The organism is Permianibacter aggregans (assembly GCF_009756665.1).
GTDB lineage: Bacteria > Pseudomonadota > Gammaproteobacteria > Enterobacterales > Permianibacteraceae > Permianibacter > Permianibacter aggregans.
Map to the genome: position 1 here is coordinate 1114705 of NZ_CP037953.1, position 16658 is coordinate 1131362.

Consider the following 16658-nt stretch of genomic DNA (forward strand, 5'->3'; position numbering starts at 1 on the left):
CCGCGGTGCTGATTTCCAGTCTGGTATTAATCGCCTGCTGCCTAGCCGCAGGCGTTTTGTTACGTGTCTCCGGCCGGGTCGATGCCAACGTCTCGCAAGCGCTGAACGCTTACGTCATTCACGTTGCCCTGCCAGCAGTTATCCTGCACCAACTCCCGAAATTACAGCTCGGCGCCGAACTGCTCTGGCCGACGCTAACCCCTTGGCTACTACTGCTCGGCTCCGCCAGTTTGATCGCCTGGCTTTCCAAACGTGCCGGCTGGTCGCGGCCGGTAACCGGTGCGCTGCTGCTGCTGGTACCACTCGGCAACACCTCGTTTCTCGGCTTTCCACTGGTTGAAGCCTACTGGGGCAAAGACGCGCTACCTATCGCGATTATTTATGATCAGTTCGGCAGCTTTATTGCGTTGTCCACCTATGGTCTCTGGATACTCGGCACTTACGGCCAGGGCGAAAAACCCGATGCGAAAGCGATGCTGTCGCGCATCTTGCATTTCACGCCGTTTCTGGCGCTGTTATTGTCGATACCTTTGCGCTTTATTTCCGTACCGGACGTTATCGATACCGTGTTCGCTCGCATTGGCGCAACGCTGGTGCCGGTCATTCTGGTTGCCGTCGGTTTGCAATGGCGCTTGGAATTGCATACCGATTGGCGTGTGCCGCTGGCCATCGGGCTATCGATAAAATTGTTATTGATGCCGCTGGCGGCGATGCTGATTCTGAAAAGTTTTGGCGTAAGTGGTCAGGTGCTGAATGTCACCGTTTTCGAAGCCGGTATGTCATCGATGATCACGGCCAGCGCGTTAGCGGTAAATGCCGGACTGGCGCCGCGCTTGAGTGCCGCGATGGTGGGCTTTGGTATTCCGCTATGTCTAGTTACGCTGTACGTGTGGTCGCTGATTCTTGGTTAACAAAATTACTCAGTAACTGATGACCATGCTCAGTCAGGATCGCTTCCGGATGGAACTGCACACCTTCAACAGGTAATTCGCGATGGCGAAAACCCATGATGTATTCCCGTTCGCCTGCGGCACGTTCTGTCCAGGCCGTCACGTCCAGTGAGGCAGGCAAACTGGCGGAGTCAACAATCAAGGAATGATAACGAGTGGCAGCAAAAGGATTTGGCAAATCGCGAAATATTCCTTGTTGCCGATGATGGATCGCCGAAGTTTTACCGTGCATGACTTGATTTGCGCGCACGACTTTGCCGCCCAACACCTGAGCGATGGCTTGATGCCCGAGACATACGCCAAGCATCGGCAAGCGTTCGAGAAAATACTCGATGGCAGCAAGCGACACACCGGCTTCGTTTGGCGTGCAAGGGCCTGGCGAAATGACCAGATGACTTGGTTGCAGTGCCTCGATTTCTTTGACGGTAATGGCATCGTTGCGCCGAACCAGAACGTCGGCGCCAAGCTCACCGAAATACTGGGCCAGATTCCAGGTGAAGGAATCGTAGTTGTCGATCAGCAGGATCATTTTGCTCGCCTGCTGAAGCGATTTGATAACGATGGGATATCGAGAATTTCCGGGAAATGATCGATCAGGAAATCCGGATGCTGAAGACTGACCGGCTCACCATGGTTATAGCCAAAGGTAACCGCCGCGATCGGCATACCGGCGGCGCGCGCCGCGAGAATGTCGGTGATTGAATCGCCGACCATCAGACTTTGTTCGGGAGATACGTTCATTGCTTCGCAGGCATGCAGCAATGGCAAGGCGTCGGGCTTTTTGCACGCCAAGGTATCACCACCAATCAGCACGGAAAAGTACTCATCCAGCTTCAGATATTTCAGCAACGGCGCAACAAACTGTTCCGGCTTATTGGTCACAACCGCGAGCGGCAAACCCTGTTCACGCAATGCTTGCAAGGTTTCCGGCACGTGCGGATAACACTGACTGCGGCGACAAAAGCCGGCGCGATAATGTTGCAAAAACCGATGATGGGCACGCTCCAGCTGCGCCGGTTCCGGCAACTCATCACCGGCGTGTTGCAAGGCGCGTTGCACCAGCATTTTTGAACCGCTGCCGATCATGGTCGCCAGCAATGCTTCCGACAACGGCGCTCTCGAAAAGCTGGCCAGCATCGCGTTGATGCCGTCTGCCAAATCCGGCGCCGTGTGCGCCAGCGTGCCATCCAGGTCAAACAGCAGCGCTTGCACGCTTGGCAATTACTTCACCGTCGCCAATTGCTTGCGCATCTCGTCAATGATGCCGCGATAATCTTTTTTCCCGAAGATTGCCGAACCGGCAACAAACGTGTCGGCACCCGCTTTGGCGACCTCGGCAATATTGTCGACTTTGATGCCGCCATCGACTTCGATGCGGATATCGCGCCCGGATTTTTCCACCCGTTCGCGCACCTGACGGATCTTGTCCAGCGTAGCCGGAATAAATGACTGGCCACCGAAACCCGGGTTGACGCTCATCAACAGAATCATGTCGAGCTTGTCCATAACATAGTCGAGATGATGCAGCGGCGTTGCCGGGTTGAATACCAGTCCAGCCTGACAACCACTGTCTTTGATCAGCGCGAGTGAACGATCGACATGTTCACTGGCTTCTGGATGGAAAGTAATCAGACTGGCGCCAGCTTTGGCAAAATCCGGAATGATGCGGTCGACCGGTTTCACCATTAAGTGAACATCGATTGGTGCTGTGATGCCGTAGTGGCGCAAGGCTTCGCAAACGAGCGGGCCGATGGTCAAGTTCGGCACATAATGATTGTCCATGACATCGAAATGCAGCCAATCGGCACCAGCGTTCAGAACCGCCGTAGCATCTTCACCAAGCCGGGCAAAATCCGCTGACAACAACGACGGCGCGATCACAAATGGCTTCATCAAACGATCATCCAGGCAAAAAAGGCAGCCGATATTGTACTCGTTGCTGACTGCGCGGACCAACTTGCCAAATGCCGGTCAGGATGACAAAGTACCGCTCGCACTTGTCGTATTCCCACCGGTAAGTGAGCTCATGGACGAGTTTCGCCTTGGTTTGTCGCGCGCTGAGCCGCGTTGTTGTAGAGGTTTTTAGAATAATGATAAGCAGTCATGGCCAGTGCCATTGTGGGAATATCAGTCTCGATATTCAGTATCCGGAAACTATCCATTCTTTCACGGCCGGCGTCTGCCGATGTCAGTTCTGCCGCATGCATGGAGCTATGTGGCTGGGTTTGCCGATCAGTCAGTTACAGGTGCAGGCCGAGCTTGCCAGTCAGGCCCATTTCTATGATGACGATCTGCTTGGCGTTCGTTACCTGTTGTGCCGCCACTGCGGCGTGCTGACCTCGGTGTTCAGTGAAATAGAAAACCAGACTTACGCGATGGTCAATGCCGGCGTCGTCAACCTGCCGACCCATATCAAAACCGATGTATTCCAGTACGGCCCCTATCCGAATCTGGCCGGCCGGTTGCAGATCCGCAAGGAAAGCTGGCTATCGACGGTCAAATTCAGCCGTGAGCTCGACAGATTGCTGAAGCGCGAAGAACAGATGGCACAAGCACAACAGGATGGGTGAAAAGTTGTACAAATACCTATTTATGGGTTAACGAAAGGTGGGTAAAGCTGAGGTTATCTGTACTCATGTATAGGCTGTACAAAAAGACACCGTAACCCCCCTTGCGCTTTGTGATAACACCCTGTAATTTCGACAACCCGTTCGCCCAAAAACGTGATCGCGATCACATCGAATGGCGACAGGTTGGGCAAAACCGGAACGGGTTCTCGGTTTTATTGTTGTAACCGGCTTTCACGAATTGATTGGGGTAGGGAAAGCATCATGAACACCTTGACGGCCAGCGCCGCACTGCAATTAGTGCATGGCGAACTGAATGCCTTGCTGAATCAGATTGGCGATCACCTGGATTTGTTTGCCAAGCATTGGCAGCAGCGACAGGGGCTAGAAGAGGCCATCAACGAGTTGCTGGTTGTGCGTGGCACGCTGGAACTGGTTGATATGACCGCAGCCCGACACTTCACCGAAGAAGCCCTCGAAATTGTCAAGGAAATGCCGTTCGAAGCCGACGCCAAGGCACTCGATACGGTAGGCCAGGTCAGCTACGGCTGTGCCCTGCTCGCCCGCTACTTCGATTACATCGTTTCCAAACAGTGTGATGTCCCGGAGCTGTTGCTGCCGGCCATCAACCAACTACGCCAATCCCGTCGTCAGGCCCCACTGCTCGACTCGCATTTCTTCCCGGTACGCGTGCCGTCGGTACGCATCGCCAGCAGTGTCACGTTCAAAGAACTGAACCAGACTGGCCGTCGCCAACACCTGTTATTCCAGATGGGACTGCTGCACGTGGTCAAACACGGCAAACAGGGATCCGGCCTGAAGCTTTGCGCCCGCGCCACCGAAATTCTCGGCAGGAGCGCGCCGGATGGTCGTCATAAAGAATTCTGGTATCTCGCCAACGGTGTCATCAACGCCATGACGAGTGAGCTGATGCTGACACCAAGCCGCCTACGCTGGTTGTCGCAAATCGAGCGTTACATCGACAAACACCTCGAATCGGCTCGTAGTGAACAAATTTCCGTCATCCCGAACGTGCTCTGGCGCGACGTGTTCTATCACCTGAGCCTGGCGAAAAAACGCCCGGCCGGTTTCGACGCGCTGGCCAAGGCCTTCCATGTTCAGGTACGGCCGCTGACCGACCACGACCTGCTCGACGCCCAACGCGCGCTCGGCGCGCCGGCCGACCAGACTTATCGCGTCGTGCTGAGCCATGTTCATGATGAGCTCAGCGCCTTGCTCGCCGACCTGAATCACAAAATCGTTTCCTCTCCTGGCGCCGAGCTGGATCAGCAAGCGCTGGAAAGCCAGATTCATCGTCTGGGCCAAACCTTGGCCGTGATCGAACAAGCCACTTTGGCGCAGGAATTGATTGGCGCCTCAGCAGTGTTGTCACGCACCGAATTGAAAGTGCTGGTGGCCTGCCACAGCTCAGTGCAAACCGTCGTCAATGCCTTGTCGAAAGTGCGCATGGGCTTGGAAAGCAAACTGGCGGCGACGCAAGTGCGCAGCGAGTTCGATGCGCCAGAACCGCATGTGATGAAAATCGATGAGCGTCAGCACAGTGCGCTGACCGATGTGCGCAGCTATCTGGCTGAAACCACCAGCGCCTTCGACGCCTACATTGCCTCCGAAGGCGACCGCAGCCAAATTCGCCAAGTGAACGCGACGATGGAAAAAGTCTGCCAGGCGTTGACGTTCATGAAACTCGAACACCTTGCCGAGCCGCTGCTGGAAATCCAGTATGTCGTCGAGCACGCGCTGGACCCAGCCAATCTGCGTAGCCTGCCGGCAAAAACGCTGACCTTGGTTGCTGATTTGCTGATGGCGGTCGATTACGCGCTGGAATGCGTGATGCTGCGCCAGCCGATTCCAGATCGGGTCAACACCTTGACCAACGCCACCACCCGCTTGCTGCGCAAAGCACGCAACGCCGCGTAAATAACGTTCGCCACGCCATCGGGCGCTGCGATTTTTCTTGAGTAAATGGGGTGCCAGCCGTTAGGCTTGCACCCCATTTTGCTGTACGCAGCCACGCCACTTTCCCGATGAAAAACCGCTATCCCGTTGCCCGACATTTGCAGCAACTGACGCATCAGCGCGCGCAATCGTTTGCGCTGCCCTTGCTTGATCGCACCGGACCACTTTCCTGTGATCGGCTGTTGCAATTGACGCCAATGAAACGCGCCAGTTTCCATGGTTTTTATTTCAACGACGAAGTGGTCGCCAAGCTGTATTTCAGCTCGGGCAAACACGCCGATTTTGCCCAGCAGGAAATCGATGGCCTGCGTGCGCTGCAAAACGCCGGCTGCGTGACGCCGGCATTTTTGTATGCCGGACTTACCAGCGATCAGGCCGTCTCGGTGGTGCTGCTGAAATGGTTGCCGAATGCGCGCACGGTGTTTGGTTTATGGCCGGAACTCGATGCCGATGATCCGACGCGGGCCAATATCGTCGACGCGCTGGCCGCTTACCTGGCCCGTCAGCACATGGCTGGCTTGTCACTGCGTGAACCGCATCTAGCCCAGTACATGTGGCATGAGCAACAGATTCTCGGCATTGATGGCGGCCGCGTGTCCAATCGCAAAAAACCGTTGACACTGCAGCAAGGCTTGATCGCGCTGGCGCAGCTCTGGGCGCATTTTGCTCCGCGCTGGGATCTGCTGCTGGCTAATGGATTGAATGCCTATTTTGCTGAGCGTTTCGGCGCCGGCCGCATCGTCAGCGCCAGCGAACAAAAAACCTTTTGGCAATTGCTGTTTCAGTTTCGTCAGCAGCGCCTTGCCCAGCGCCTACGCGCCAACCGCGAATTGGCTGCGCAACCACGCCAGGTTTCGGAAAGCAACGCCGACCAAAATCATCAACCGCTGGCGTTGGAGCCGGTGCGCAGTTGGTTGCGTTCGGCCGAACCGGTTACCGATTGGTTGGCCTGGCAATACTGTTTGCAGGAAGTCGAGTTACCGAACTGGTCGAACGCCCAATACGGCGGCCCCTATCAAGTGCTGATCAGCGCCGGTACCCAACCCTTGCTGGCCGAATCGGTTGAACAAACACTGCCGCATCTGCGCGCCTGGCTGCAGCAACTGGTCAAGCTCGGCATCTGCCTGCGTCGGTTTGAACCGCAACAGTTGTTAGTGCAATACGGCAATCCGCATCGCCGATTGCATTACGCCCAGTCGCAACAGCTTCAGTGCAAAGAACAGTGGCCATCGGCGTGGCGCTGCTGGCAAAAGCAATTGAAAGCGGCTGCCCGCGACACCTCATTGCCAGAAGCCTGGCGCAACACTTTCCGTCTGCTGGCGACTGAGCCGTTCCAGTTGATGCCAGCCGAAAGCCAAGCCCAGCAGTAACACCGCATCGGTCGTTTCCGCAGCATGACGCGGCAGGAATAGCTGGAGAGTTTCAACCAGCACCAAAACGACCAAAAGCAAAAGCAGCCAATAGCGCCTTACCAGCGGCCACAACGAGCCGAGATAGAGCATCGCCGCCAGCCAAAACAGCTTGGCGAGGCTTTGCTGAATCGCCCAGGCAATCGGCACATGCATCAGCGAGGCAAATGGCAGCCAGTAAAACGGCTGCCGCGTGTCCAGCCACTGCCAAGGCAACAGCGTGCGCCACAGCCAATAGCCGAGCGCCAGCGGCAGCAGCCAGCGCAGCGACCAATATTGACGACCCCAATACAACCCATACGCCAGCAGTAAACCGAGTAATTCTTCCGGCTGCAGACCATTGGCCCAAACGAAAGCACTGAGTAGCAACACCAGCGGCGCCAGCCGGCGCGCCAGCAGCGATACCGGATCGACCAAACGAAACAGCAGCGCCCAACCCAAGGTTTCGGCCAGCAGCAATGCCGGATCGAAGGCCATCTCTGTCCACTGATAGACAATCAGGCGCCAGGCCTTGTCTGGAGACAGCGGAATGAATGGCGCCAGTTGATGCAACAACCAGAACAGCAGCAGCCAGCCTTCCGGCTGGCGGGCCAGCGGCAGTAAGTATTTGCTCCAGCCAGACCAATGGGCGAGAACCAGCAAACTGGCACCGAGCGCGACGCCGATCATGTTCATGCCGATGTCCATCAACGAGGCGCTGCGCCCCGGCACGAATACCTGCAGCCACTGCAGCAAGGCAGCAAATGCCACCGCTGCCAGCAGCATCCAGCTCATCGCTCGGGCCGCGTTGACAAACTGGCGCTCGGCCCAGGCCCGCAGCAACACGCCAAGCGGGATGAAGGCCAGGACATTGGCCAGCATGTCGCTCCGCGACCAGGCCGGCTCGACCGGTCTTACCGGCACCGTGAAGTAGAACGGATACAAGGACAAATAGGCCAGCAGCAACGCATAAAGAGTTATCAGTCGGCGCATGGTTGAATGGAACCTCCGTGTCACCGACTTTAGCGGGCGAAATCGGCTTTGATCAGTTTATTGCCCTGCGCGGGGCTGGCATTTGACAGCATGCCCGTTACAATAGCGCTTCATCAACAAGGATGCTTTTTGCCGTCATGAAGGAACTGCTGCACGCCCTCGTGCTCACTAGCGCTGAGCGCTATCCTGAGCGCCCCGCTCTCCATTTTCGCGATCAAACCCTTTCCTACCGCCAACTCGCCGATGCCATTAACCGCTTCGCCGATGCACTGGTTTCGTCCGGCATTCAGCCCGGCGATCGAGTCGCGATTTATCTGCCGAAGCAATTTGAAACCGCGATTGCGATTTTTGGCGCCGCCGCCGCTGGCGCCGTATTCGTGCCGGTCAATCCGCTGCTAAAACCGGCGCAAGTCGCCTACATTCTGCGCGACTGTAATGTCCGGGTGTTGATCAGCGCCAAAGCGCGCTTTGAACAACTGCAACCGGAGCTGGGTGATTGCCCGGATCTGAAACTCAATCTGTCAGTTGATGGCGAATGTCCGCAAGCAGCCGATCTCAATCAATGGCTCGCTAGCGGCAAAGGTTTGCGTGGTCATCGCCGCATTGACGCCGACATGGTCGCGATTCTCTACACCTCAGGCTCGACCGGCAATCCGAAAGGCGTCGTGCTATCTCATCGCAATATGGTTGCCGGTGCCCACAGTGTTGCCGAGTATCTGGAAAATACGGCAGATGATCGTTTGCTGGCAGTGTTGCCACTATCGTTCGATTACGGCCTGTCGCAACTGACGACGGCGTTTTCTGTCGGCGCTTCGGTGGCGCTGATGGATTATCTGCTGCCGAATGATGTCATCCGTGCTTGCGTCAAATACCAGATCACCGGTTTGGCTGCCGTGCCACCGTTGTGGGTGCAATTGGCGCAATTGGAATGGCCGCAGGAAGCCAAGCAATCGATACGCTATTTCACCAATAGTGGTGGTCACATGCCGTTCGCGACGCTGCAAGGTTTGCGTGCGCAATTGCCGAACACCAAGCCATTCTTGATGTACGGTTTGACCGAAGCATTTCGTTCGACATTCCTGCCACCGGATCAGGTTGATGTTCGCCCCGGTTCGATGGGTAAAGCGATTCCCAATGCCGAAGTCGTCGTGCTGCGTGAAGATGGCAGCGAATGCGCCGCTGATGAACCGGGCGAACTCGTTCATCGCGGCGCGCTGGTGTCGCTCGGTTACTGGAACGCGCCGGAAAAAACCGCTGAGCGCTTCAAGCTGATGCCAAAACGCGTCAACGGCCTGGTGCTCGATGAAATGGCCGTGTTCTCCGGCGACACCGTGAAAAAAGATAGCGAAGGCTTTTTGTATTTCATCGGCCGCAAGGACGACATGATCAAATCCAGCGGTTACCGCATTTCGCCATCGGAACTGGAAGACACCGTTTATCAGCAAAAAGGCGTTGCTGAAGTCGCGGCCATTGGCTGCAAACACGAACAACTCGGTCAGGCGATTGTGTTGGTGATCAAAGCCGGCAACGATTTTGTTGAAGCGGAAATGCTTGCTGAGTTGCGCAAAACACTGCCGATGTTCATGCAACCACACAAAATCATTCTGCGCGAACAATTACCACGCAACCCGAACGGCAAAATCGATCGCAAACATTTGTCGGCCGAATACGCCACGCTGTTCACGACCGAGGGCTGAACATGAGCACGAATCCCACCGCATCGGCGCCGATTCACGCCGAGAATCCGTATTTTCCGGTCGTCGACAATGAACTGACCGCGGGCGGCATCAAACTCAGCGAACTCGTTAAACGTGCCGGCCAAACGCCGTTCTACGTCTACGATAAGAACGCGATGACGGAGCGGGTAAAAGCCCTGCGCGCGGCGATGCCAAAAGACTTATCGCTGCACTACGCGATGAAAGCCAACCCGATGCCAGCCGTCGTCAAACACATGTCTGGCCTCGTTGATGGCATTGATGTCGCTTCCGGTCGCGAGCTGCGTGTTGCGCTTGATACGCCGACCAAACCGCATGACATCAGTTTTGCCGGTCCCGGTAAATCACTGGAGGAAATTCGTTTGGCGGTAGCCAGTGACATCGTTATCAACCTGGAATCACTGACGCAACTACAGCAAACCGAAACCGCCGCCCACGCGTTGAACAAAAAAGCGAAAGTCGCGATCCGCGTCAACCCGGATTTCGAGCTGAAATCATCAGGGATGAAAATGGGCGGCCATGCCGCACAGTTCGGCATCGATGCCGAAATCGTACCCGATGTGCTGAAACGCATTGGTGCAAGCGATGCGCTGGAGTTTGTCGGTTTCCATATTTTCTGGGGTTCGCAAAATCTGCGTCCGGAAAATATTATCGAAGCCCATGACAACACCTTTGCACTGGCTTATCGCTTGGCGCAATCGGCCCCCGCGCCCGTGAAATTACTGAACATCGGCGGCGGCCTTGGCATTCCGTATTTCCCTGGCGACAAAGCGCTGGAATTGGCCGAGATTTCCGCCAATCTCGAACGTCATCTCGCGGAATGCAAACAACGCCTTCCGGAAGCGGAAGTGGTCATGGAACTCGGCCGTTATCTGGTTGGCGAAGCCGGGCTTTATGTCTGCGAAGTGCTGGAGCGCAAAGTCTCGCGCGGACAGGTATTCCTGATCACCAATGGAGGTCTGCATCATCACTTGGCAGCCAGCGGCAACTTTGGTCAGATCATTCGCAAGAATTATCCGCTGGCCGTTGCCAATCGCGTCAGTTCCGATGACATGGAAACCGTGCATGTCGTCGGCCCGCTGTGCACGCCGCTCGATTTGCTCGGCAGCAAGATGACGCTGCCAAAAGCCGATATCGGCGATTTGATCGCCGTTTACCAATCCGGTGCTTACGGCCTGACGGCATCGCCACGCGCGTTCCTGAGCCACCCGGATGCCGTTGAACTGCTGGTGTAAGCGTTATACCGACTCGGGTGTGAACACCGGCCAATACCGCTTGTAGCAAGCCAGATCATTGTGCTCTGGCAGCGAAAACTGGAGGTGGTGTCATGTCCTACGTCGATGGCTTTGTGCTGGCGGTGCCGACTGCCAATAAATCAACTTACCAGCAACATGCCGAATACTGCGTCGATATCTTTCGCGAGTACGGCATGGAAAAATTGGTGGAATGTTGGGGCGACGATATTCCGGAAGGCGAAGTCACCTCGTTTCCAATGGCAGTAAAACTCAAGCCGGATGAAACCGTGGTGTTTTCCTGGATGATCTGGCCATCAAAAGCCGTACGTGATGAAGCGTGGAAGAAAATCATGGAAGACCCGCGCATGGACCCCGAGCGATTCGAGATGCCGTTTGATGGCAAGCGGATGATGTATGGCGGTTTCACGGTTCTGGTCGAGAGCTAAAGTGCTGCTCTAAACGCTTGTCATGGCTGCGCCTGAGCGTGTTCTAAGACCGTAGGAAAATTAACCAACCTGAGTGATTGTCCCGCTGTGGCGCTTGCCTCGGCAGGATCACATTCATACGGCATGTGTAAGAAGGAAATCAGCCCATGTTGAACGGAGAATCTGCCGAACTAATTCAATGTCCTTATTGTTTTGAATGGATCACCATCATGGTCGATTGTTCGGTATCGGAGCAGCAATACATCGAAGACTGCCAAGTGTGTTGCCACCCCATTGAAATTCTGGCTCACGTAAGAGCCGATGGTCATGTTGAAGTCACGGCATTGCGCGAAAACGAGTAATAAACTTTTGTGTCGATGATGTCGACAGAAAAAAAGCGATGACTTGATGTCATCGCTTTCTTTTTGAGAATTCGCTCCGACCTACTCAGGCCCTGCGCCGTCGGGGTAGCGCGGACAAATCCAGGCTTCACAGGCCGGAGCGAACAACGGTTCTCAGCTGCACGGACCCAAATCAGTCCAGTAGAAGCTGTAGGAAGGTGACCAATACCAGATCGCATACTTCGCCTGATATTGACGGCCGTTGTACTGCACTTTTGCACCAGCCTGGTAATACGTGCTGGCATTCCACTGCGGCAGGCTGCTGCAACCACCGCCGCCACCGCCGGTGCTGTAGGAGCCCGTCAAACTCAAGCCGGAGAAGGTTGAGTAAGCGTAAATGCCAACGTGATAGGTACCGGCCTGGATGTTGCTGATCGTGCAGCTTTCGGTGTTGGTCGGGCTTTCCGATTTGCACTGATAAACCGATGCGCTCGGGTTGGCGCCATAACGCACGAACAAATCGGCATCGCCGCTGCCACCGCTGGTGTTGAAGCTCAAACTGGTGGCATTGGCTGGCACTTGCAGTGTGTAATACAGCCACTGACCAGTGTTGTTGCCGAGGTTGCCGACTGGCACACCGTTCTGCAGCTCACCACCACCCGGTGGTGGTGGAGGCGGTGGCGGCGGCGGGTTGCCACCGTTCAGGAAGCCGGTGTACAGCAATTTGTTCGCGCCAGACGGAATGCCGCTGACTTTGTTATTCAAGGCGTTTTGCACCAACGCATTGCCTACCTGCGAGGGCGTAGCGTTCGGATTGGCGGCAAGATACAACGCCGCGGCGCCGGCAACATGCGGTGATGCCATCGAGGTACCGGACATCGAAGCTGAGCCGCTGTTGCTGGTATGGCTGGCGGACGTGATGCTGGAACCGGGCGCATAGATATCCACGCAGGAACCGTAGTTGGAAAAGCTCGAACGACTGTCGGAGCTGGTCGTTGAACCAACGGTAATCGCCGATGCCGCCCGCGCCGGCGAATAGTTGCAAGCGTTGCTGTTGTCGTTACCGGCCGCGACCACGGTGACGACACCGGACGACACCAGATTGTTGGCCGCCGTATCCATCGCACTGGATGCGCCACCACCCAAACTGGCGTTGGCAACGGCTGGCTTGATGTGATTGGCGCGGATCCAATCAAAGCCGGCAACGATGCCGGAAATGCTGCCACTGCCATCGCAACCGAGCACCCGAACCGGGTGAATCACGACATTTTTCGCGACGCCCCAGGTGGTGCTGCCAACAGTGCCAGCGACGTGCGTGCCGTGGCCCTGGCAATCGCCGGTGCCACCGCCAATCGCCGAATAACCATTGCCGATACGGCCACTGAAACCACTGTGTGAAGTGTTGACGCCGGTATCGATGATGTAGGCGTGCACGGTCGAGCCGCCCGTTGGGTAGGTATAAGTGCTGTTCAGCGGCAAATCGGTTTGATCGATGCGATCGATGCCCCAGGTGGCACCGGTTTGTGTTGCTGACAAACGAATGATGCGGTCCTGTTCGACGAACGCAACATCCGGATCATCCGCGAGTTTTTGCGCGCTGCCATGGTCCATGACCACGACCGCGCCTTTCAGTGCATGTTCGAATACCTGACGGATATCAGCACCGTAACGACGGCGGTGTTTGTCGGCCAGCGCTTGCGCACGAATGGGGCCGCGGCTGGCAATGGTGGCGGCGTCGTCTTTGTAAACGACGATGTAGCGGCCGGGAATGATATCCGGCTCGTTGGCGGCGCGGATTTCTCCGGCCTGCGCCGCACAGGCAGCGAAAACGCTGACTGCAGCGAGCGAGAGTCTGAGCGCTCTTTGTGTTTTCATTGGGCATGTTCTCCGTAGCGTTGATGTCGTCGCAGGAATGCCGAGCTCTGCGTCGTAGTCACTGAATATCAATGCGATGTTCAGCGCCGGGCGATGGTAAGAAAACGGTAACAATCGTCACCATCATCCGTATGGATGACTCGCTGGTAAGAGGTGCGCGCTTTCTGGCGCGTCGCAACAGAGAAGAAAAATCGAAGTTTTCTCGGGAAAATGGCGATTTTGATTCGAAATGAAAATCTGATGGAGCGAAAATTGATGGGCGCCGTTCACAAAAAAGGCGTTAGCACATAACCAATTGGCATGTTCGCCACAATCGGATTTTTCTCGCGTTAAATCAGTCCCGCTTGCCGCGCCGAAATCACACAAGCAGTACGATTGTTGACGGAAAATTTTCCGAACAACGCGCTTAGGTGCGATTTCAACGTCGAAGCAGAGATATTTAACCTATTCTCAATTTGTTTATTGCTGAGACCACCGGCCAGATGCAACAGCACCTGAAATTCGCGTGGCGTCAGTACGGGTAAATTCGGTAATCCGCAGCTGTTGCCATTTGGTGAGAAGGGCTCGTAGAACGATTCGCCGAGCAACACCCGCTGCACGGCGCGCTGAAAATATTCACCATCGATACGTTTATTCAGAATCGCCTGCACGCCGAGCTGACGCGCCGACGCCTGACACTCGGCCGTGGCGCCACAACAAAGCAGCACCGTCTTCGGTAGTGCATTTTGCTCCTGCCAGGCTTTCAATAATAAAAAGCAGTGCATGTCCGGCAAGAACATTTCCGCGATCAGCAAATCGACCGGCGCCGCCGCCAACTCGGCAATCGCGGCCGCACCACTGCGCACGGCGGTCAGTATCGGAGCCGACAACGATTGATGCAGATGGTGTATCAAACTTTCCCGCAATAAAGGTTGATCATCAACCAATAACACACGCAAACCTGTAGCCGACATATCGCTGCCCTCCAGCGGTCAACAAATCCAGGGGGGACGACCCATGACGGCGGAAGACTAGCGCTGTCATTCCGGCAGCGGATAACACCATTTTGCATATTGCTATAGCGATAGCGCCGACAAATGCCTTGCCAGGCGGCAGTTTGCGCCAACTCGACTATGCTTGATGTCGAGGCTATTCGGATAAATCGCGATGCACGTTCACCACGTTTACCCCCTGATGTTGGCCATTTTTCTGCTGTTCTCTCCTGTTTCGTTGACGTTGGCAGCCCATGCGCCGGCGGTATCGGCAAGCACGCAGCAATGGCTGGACAAACTCACCGACATTCAACGCCGAACCCAGGCCGATCCGGAAGGCAGCGCCAAGGCCTTGGCGGAAATGGAATCACAATTGCCGGCCGATGAGCCGCTGGTGCAACAAAAATGGCAGCAGCTGCGCTGCACCGTTGGCGCCGCCAACAGCAATACCGAACAAGTGCAGCAAGCCGCCGAATGGTTGATGCGCGAAAGCGCGACAAAACCGGAACTGGGAATCATCGCCAATACTTGCCGCGCCAGTCTGTTGTTTCGAGTTGGTGATCGCCAGCAGGCATTTCAATTGGCGCAACAAGCCGTGCAGCAGGCAAAACAGCAAACTGATTGGCGCCTGCGTTTTGACGCGGCGTTACAACTCGGTCAAATTGCAGACCGGCTGGGCGAATTCGACACCGCGCTCGAAGCCTATTTGCAAGCGCAATCTGCGGCCGAAGCGATGGATGATCGCCATGCGCTGTTTTTGCTCTGGGGCAATCTCAGCGTGTTGTACACCTACATGAATCGGCTTGACGAAGCGATCGCCACTAATGATCGCGCATTGCAACTGGCCGAAGCAGAGCAACCTCCCGATGCCAATCGACTGACCCGGCTTTACCTGCAGCGGTATTTTGCGCTGTCGCGCACTGATCGGCTTGATGATCGGCAGCACGCATTGCTGCAAGCAGAACGTTACGCCGCGCAAACACCGGAGCCGCAGCTGAAAACCATCACCGCGGTGAATCTTTCTGACCACTATTACAAAACTGGTCAGTACGAAAAATCGATAGCTTCGGCCAGCAAAGCCATTCAGCTCGCCGAGCAATATCAAGACCCGGCCTTGCGCGCCATTGGTTTTGCCAATCGCGGTTTTGCCAAACTGTATGCGAAGCAGGACGGTGGCCGACAAGACGTTGAACAAAGCATCAAGATGCTAGGCGACATGGGCAACAAACCGGATGTCTCCGGCATTTACCAGGAATACAGCGAAGTGCTGGCCGCGATTGGCGATTATCGTGAGGCCTACCTGGCCGCGCGCGAACATAAGCGTCTCAGTGATGAATTGTTCCGGGCCGATCGCGACAAACGCGTGTTGGAATTGCAAGAGCAGTACAACACGGAAAAACGCGAACGGGAAATTACACTGTTAAGCAAAGAAAACGCGTTGAAATCGGTCGAGCTCGCCAACCGCGAGCTGGAACGCCGCACCTGGTGGCTGGTCGCGGTGATCACGGCATTGGTGCTGTGCGCGCTGGTGCTGCTCTATCGTCGGGCTCGTACCCGCGTTACGCAGTTGAGCGCGATCAATATCGATCTCGATTATCAGAGCACGCACGACCCGCTGACCGGCTTGTTCAACCGCCGCTACGTTGATCATTTCTTCCGTCAGTTCGACTGGCAGGCGCCACTGCAACCGGGTCACACCCATGCCCTGTTTCTGCTCGACCTCGATCATTTCAAGCAAATCAATGATCGGCTTGGTCACGCTGCCGGCGATGTCGTGCTGAAAACCATAGCCGATCGCTTGCGAAGCACCTTGCGTGAACGCGATATTGCCGTGCGCTGGGGTGGTGAAGAATTTCTGATTGTGCTGCTCGATGTTCAGCGGGAACAACTGGAAGCCGTTGCCCAGCGTCTGATGCAGACGGTTGCTGGCGAACCGGTCACACTGGAACAAGGACCGTTACCGGTAACCGGCTCGTTCGGCTACGCGGTGCTACCATTGCGTATTGGCGAGCAAGCCTTGTCGATAGACAAGACACTGCATCTGGTCGATTTGGCACTGTATCAGGCGAAAGCGCGCGGTCGCAATCAAGCGGTCGGCATTACGGCGTTGCAGCTGAGTTCAGAACACGATCTGGAGACCTTGGAAACCGGCCTCGCGGACGCCATCGCAGCCGGCCAGATCGAAGCCCGCATCAGCAAAGGCCCGGGCGGTTGACTACTT

At 55.9% G+C, this 16658-nt stretch carries 15 protein-coding genes; 9 read left to right on the forward strand and 6 right to left on the reverse strand.

What is annotated here, in order from left to right:
* The first annotated feature begins 5 nt into the window (after positions 1-5).
* The gene (locus tag E2H98_RS05130) at positions 6-911 is read left to right on the forward strand and encodes an AEC family transporter (RefSeq protein ID WP_133590956.1); all 906 of its coding nucleotides are present in this window, start codon (positions 6-8) and stop codon (positions 909-911) included.
* Here E2H98_RS05130 and E2H98_RS05135 read toward each other — a convergent pair.
* The 3 genes from E2H98_RS05135 to rpe are packed head-to-tail and all read right to left on the reverse strand — an operon-like array spanning position 877 to position 2843.
* Positions 877-1479 carry an anthranilate synthase component II gene (locus tag E2H98_RS05135; RefSeq protein ID WP_133590954.1) on the reverse strand — a complete coding sequence of 201 codons (603 nt, stop codon included), beginning with the start codon at positions 1477-1479 and terminating at the stop codon, positions 877-879. The two genes, E2H98_RS05130 and E2H98_RS05135, sit on opposite strands and share 35 nt — an antisense overlap.
* The gene (locus tag E2H98_RS05140; protein ID WP_232475484.1) at positions 1476-2162 is read right to left on the reverse strand and encodes a phosphoglycolate phosphatase; all 687 of its coding nucleotides are present in this window, start codon (positions 2160-2162) and stop codon (positions 1476-1478) included. The genes E2H98_RS05135 and E2H98_RS05140 overlap by 4 nt, the downstream gene beginning before the upstream one ends.
* A 9-nt stretch (positions 2163-2171) precedes the next feature.
* On the reverse strand, positions 2172-2843 hold the full coding sequence (rpe, locus tag E2H98_RS05145) for a ribulose-phosphate 3-epimerase (protein ID WP_133590950.1): 672 nt from the start codon (positions 2841-2843) through the stop codon (positions 2172-2174).
* A gap of 197 nt (positions 2844-3040) precedes the next feature.
* On the opposite strand from rpe, the gene E2H98_RS05150 reads away from it, so the two are divergent.
* The 3 genes from E2H98_RS05150 (at position 3041) to E2H98_RS05160 (ending at position 6864) form a co-directional block, all read left to right on the forward strand.
* Entirely contained in the window at positions 3041-3520 is a 480-nt protein-coding gene (locus E2H98_RS05150; protein ID WP_456299536.1) for a GFA family protein, read from the forward strand.
* Between the two features lie 261 nt (positions 3521-3781).
* Complete coding sequence (locus E2H98_RS05155) at positions 3782-5455, forward strand: hypothetical protein (RefSeq protein WP_133590947.1); 1674 nt, start codon at positions 3782-3784, stop codon at positions 5453-5455.
* 107 nt (positions 5456-5562) lie between these two features.
* Positions 5563-6864: a hypothetical protein gene (locus E2H98_RS05160; RefSeq protein WP_133590945.1), complete on the forward strand. Its 1302-nt coding sequence runs from the start codon at positions 5563-5565 to the stop codon at positions 6862-6864.
* Here the strand turns inward: E2H98_RS05160 and E2H98_RS05165 are convergent.
* Entirely contained in the window at positions 6775-7875 is a 1101-nt protein-coding gene (locus E2H98_RS05165; protein WP_133590943.1) for a VanZ family protein, read from the reverse strand. The genes E2H98_RS05160 and E2H98_RS05165 overlap by 90 nt on opposite strands.
* A 137-nt stretch (positions 7876-8012) precedes the next feature.
* Here E2H98_RS05165 and E2H98_RS05170 point away from each other — a divergent pair, with 137 nt between their 5' ends.
* From E2H98_RS05170 to E2H98_RS05185, 4 genes are all read left to right on the forward strand, one after another.
* On the forward strand, positions 8013-9572 hold the full coding sequence (locus E2H98_RS05170; RefSeq protein ID WP_133590941.1) for an acyl-CoA ligase (AMP-forming), exosortase A system-associated: 1560 nt from the start codon (positions 8013-8015) through the stop codon (positions 9570-9572).
* Positions 9573-9574: 2 nt separating this feature from the next.
* The gene (locus tag E2H98_RS05175; RefSeq protein ID WP_133590939.1) at positions 9575-10825 is read left to right on the forward strand and encodes a pyridoxal-dependent decarboxylase, exosortase A system-associated; all 1251 of its coding nucleotides are present in this window, start codon (positions 9575-9577) and stop codon (positions 10823-10825) included.
* 92 nt (positions 10826-10917) lie between these two features.
* A complete protein-coding gene (locus tag E2H98_RS05180; RefSeq protein WP_133590937.1) occupies positions 10918-11271 on the forward strand; it encodes a DUF1428 domain-containing protein in 354 nt (117 codons plus the stop codon).
* A 146-nt stretch (positions 11272-11417) separates the two neighbouring features.
* Positions 11418-11612, forward strand: coding sequence for a CPXCG motif-containing cysteine-rich protein (locus tag E2H98_RS05185; protein ID WP_133590935.1), 195 nt, complete (start codon positions 11418-11420; stop codon positions 11610-11612).
* A 153-nt stretch (positions 11613-11765) separates the two neighbouring features.
* Here the strand turns inward: E2H98_RS05185 and E2H98_RS05190 are convergent, their stop codons facing one another.
* Positions 11766-13466: a S8 family serine peptidase gene (locus tag E2H98_RS05190; RefSeq protein WP_133590933.1), complete on the reverse strand. Its 1701-nt coding sequence runs from the start codon at positions 13464-13466 to the stop codon at positions 11766-11768.
* Positions 13467-13795: 329 nt separating this feature from the next.
* Positions 13796-14419: a response regulator transcription factor gene (locus E2H98_RS05195; protein WP_133590931.1), complete on the reverse strand. Its 624-nt coding sequence runs from the start codon at positions 14417-14419 to the stop codon at positions 13796-13798.
* Between the two features lie 193 nt (positions 14420-14612).
* Here E2H98_RS05195 and E2H98_RS05200 point away from each other — a divergent pair, with 193 nt between their 5' ends.
* Positions 14613-16652, forward strand: coding sequence for a tetratricopeptide repeat-containing diguanylate cyclase (locus E2H98_RS05200; protein ID WP_133590929.1), 2040 nt, complete (start codon positions 14613-14615; stop codon positions 16650-16652).
* Positions 16653-16658 lie beyond the last annotated feature (6 nt).

Coding starts and splice junctions, on each gene's coding strand:
- E2H98_RS05135 (WP_133590954.1), bottom strand. CDS start 1,479: ATGATCCTGCTGATCGACAACTACGATTCCTTCACCTGGAATCTGGCC.
- rpe (WP_133590950.1), bottom strand. CDS start 2,843: ATGAAGCCATTTGTGATCGCGCCGTCGTTGTTGTCAGCGGATTTTGCC.
- E2H98_RS05150 (WP_456299536.1), top strand. CDS start 3,041: ATGATAAGCAGTCATGGCCAGTGCCATTGTGGGAATATCAGTCTCGAT.
- E2H98_RS05155 (WP_133590947.1), top strand. CDS start 3,782: ATGAACACCTTGACGGCCAGCGCCGCACTGCAATTAGTGCATGGCGAA.
- E2H98_RS05160 (WP_133590945.1), top strand. CDS start 5,563: ATGAAAAACCGCTATCCCGTTGCCCGACATTTGCAGCAACTGACGCAT.
- E2H98_RS05165 (WP_133590943.1), bottom strand. CDS start 7,875: ATGCGCCGACTGATAACTCTTTATGCGTTGCTGCTGGCCTATTTGTCC.
- E2H98_RS05170 (WP_133590941.1), top strand. CDS start 8,013: ATGAAGGAACTGCTGCACGCCCTCGTGCTCACTAGCGCTGAGCGCTAT.
- E2H98_RS05175 (WP_133590939.1), top strand. CDS start 9,575: ATGAGCACGAATCCCACCGCATCGGCGCCGATTCACGCCGAGAATCCG.
- E2H98_RS05180 (WP_133590937.1), top strand. CDS start 10,918: ATGTCCTACGTCGATGGCTTTGTGCTGGCGGTGCCGACTGCCAATAAA.
- E2H98_RS05185 (WP_133590935.1), top strand. CDS start 11,418: ATGTTGAACGGAGAATCTGCCGAACTAATTCAATGTCCTTATTGTTTT.
- E2H98_RS05190 (WP_133590933.1), bottom strand. CDS start 13,466: ATGAAAACACAAAGAGCGCTCAGACTCTCGCTCGCTGCAGTCAGCGTT.
- E2H98_RS05195 (WP_133590931.1), bottom strand. CDS start 14,419: ATGTCGGCTACAGGTTTGCGTGTGTTATTGGTTGATGATCAACCTTTA.
- E2H98_RS05200 (WP_133590929.1), top strand. CDS start 14,613: ATGCACGTTCACCACGTTTACCCCCTGATGTTGGCCATTTTTCTGCTG.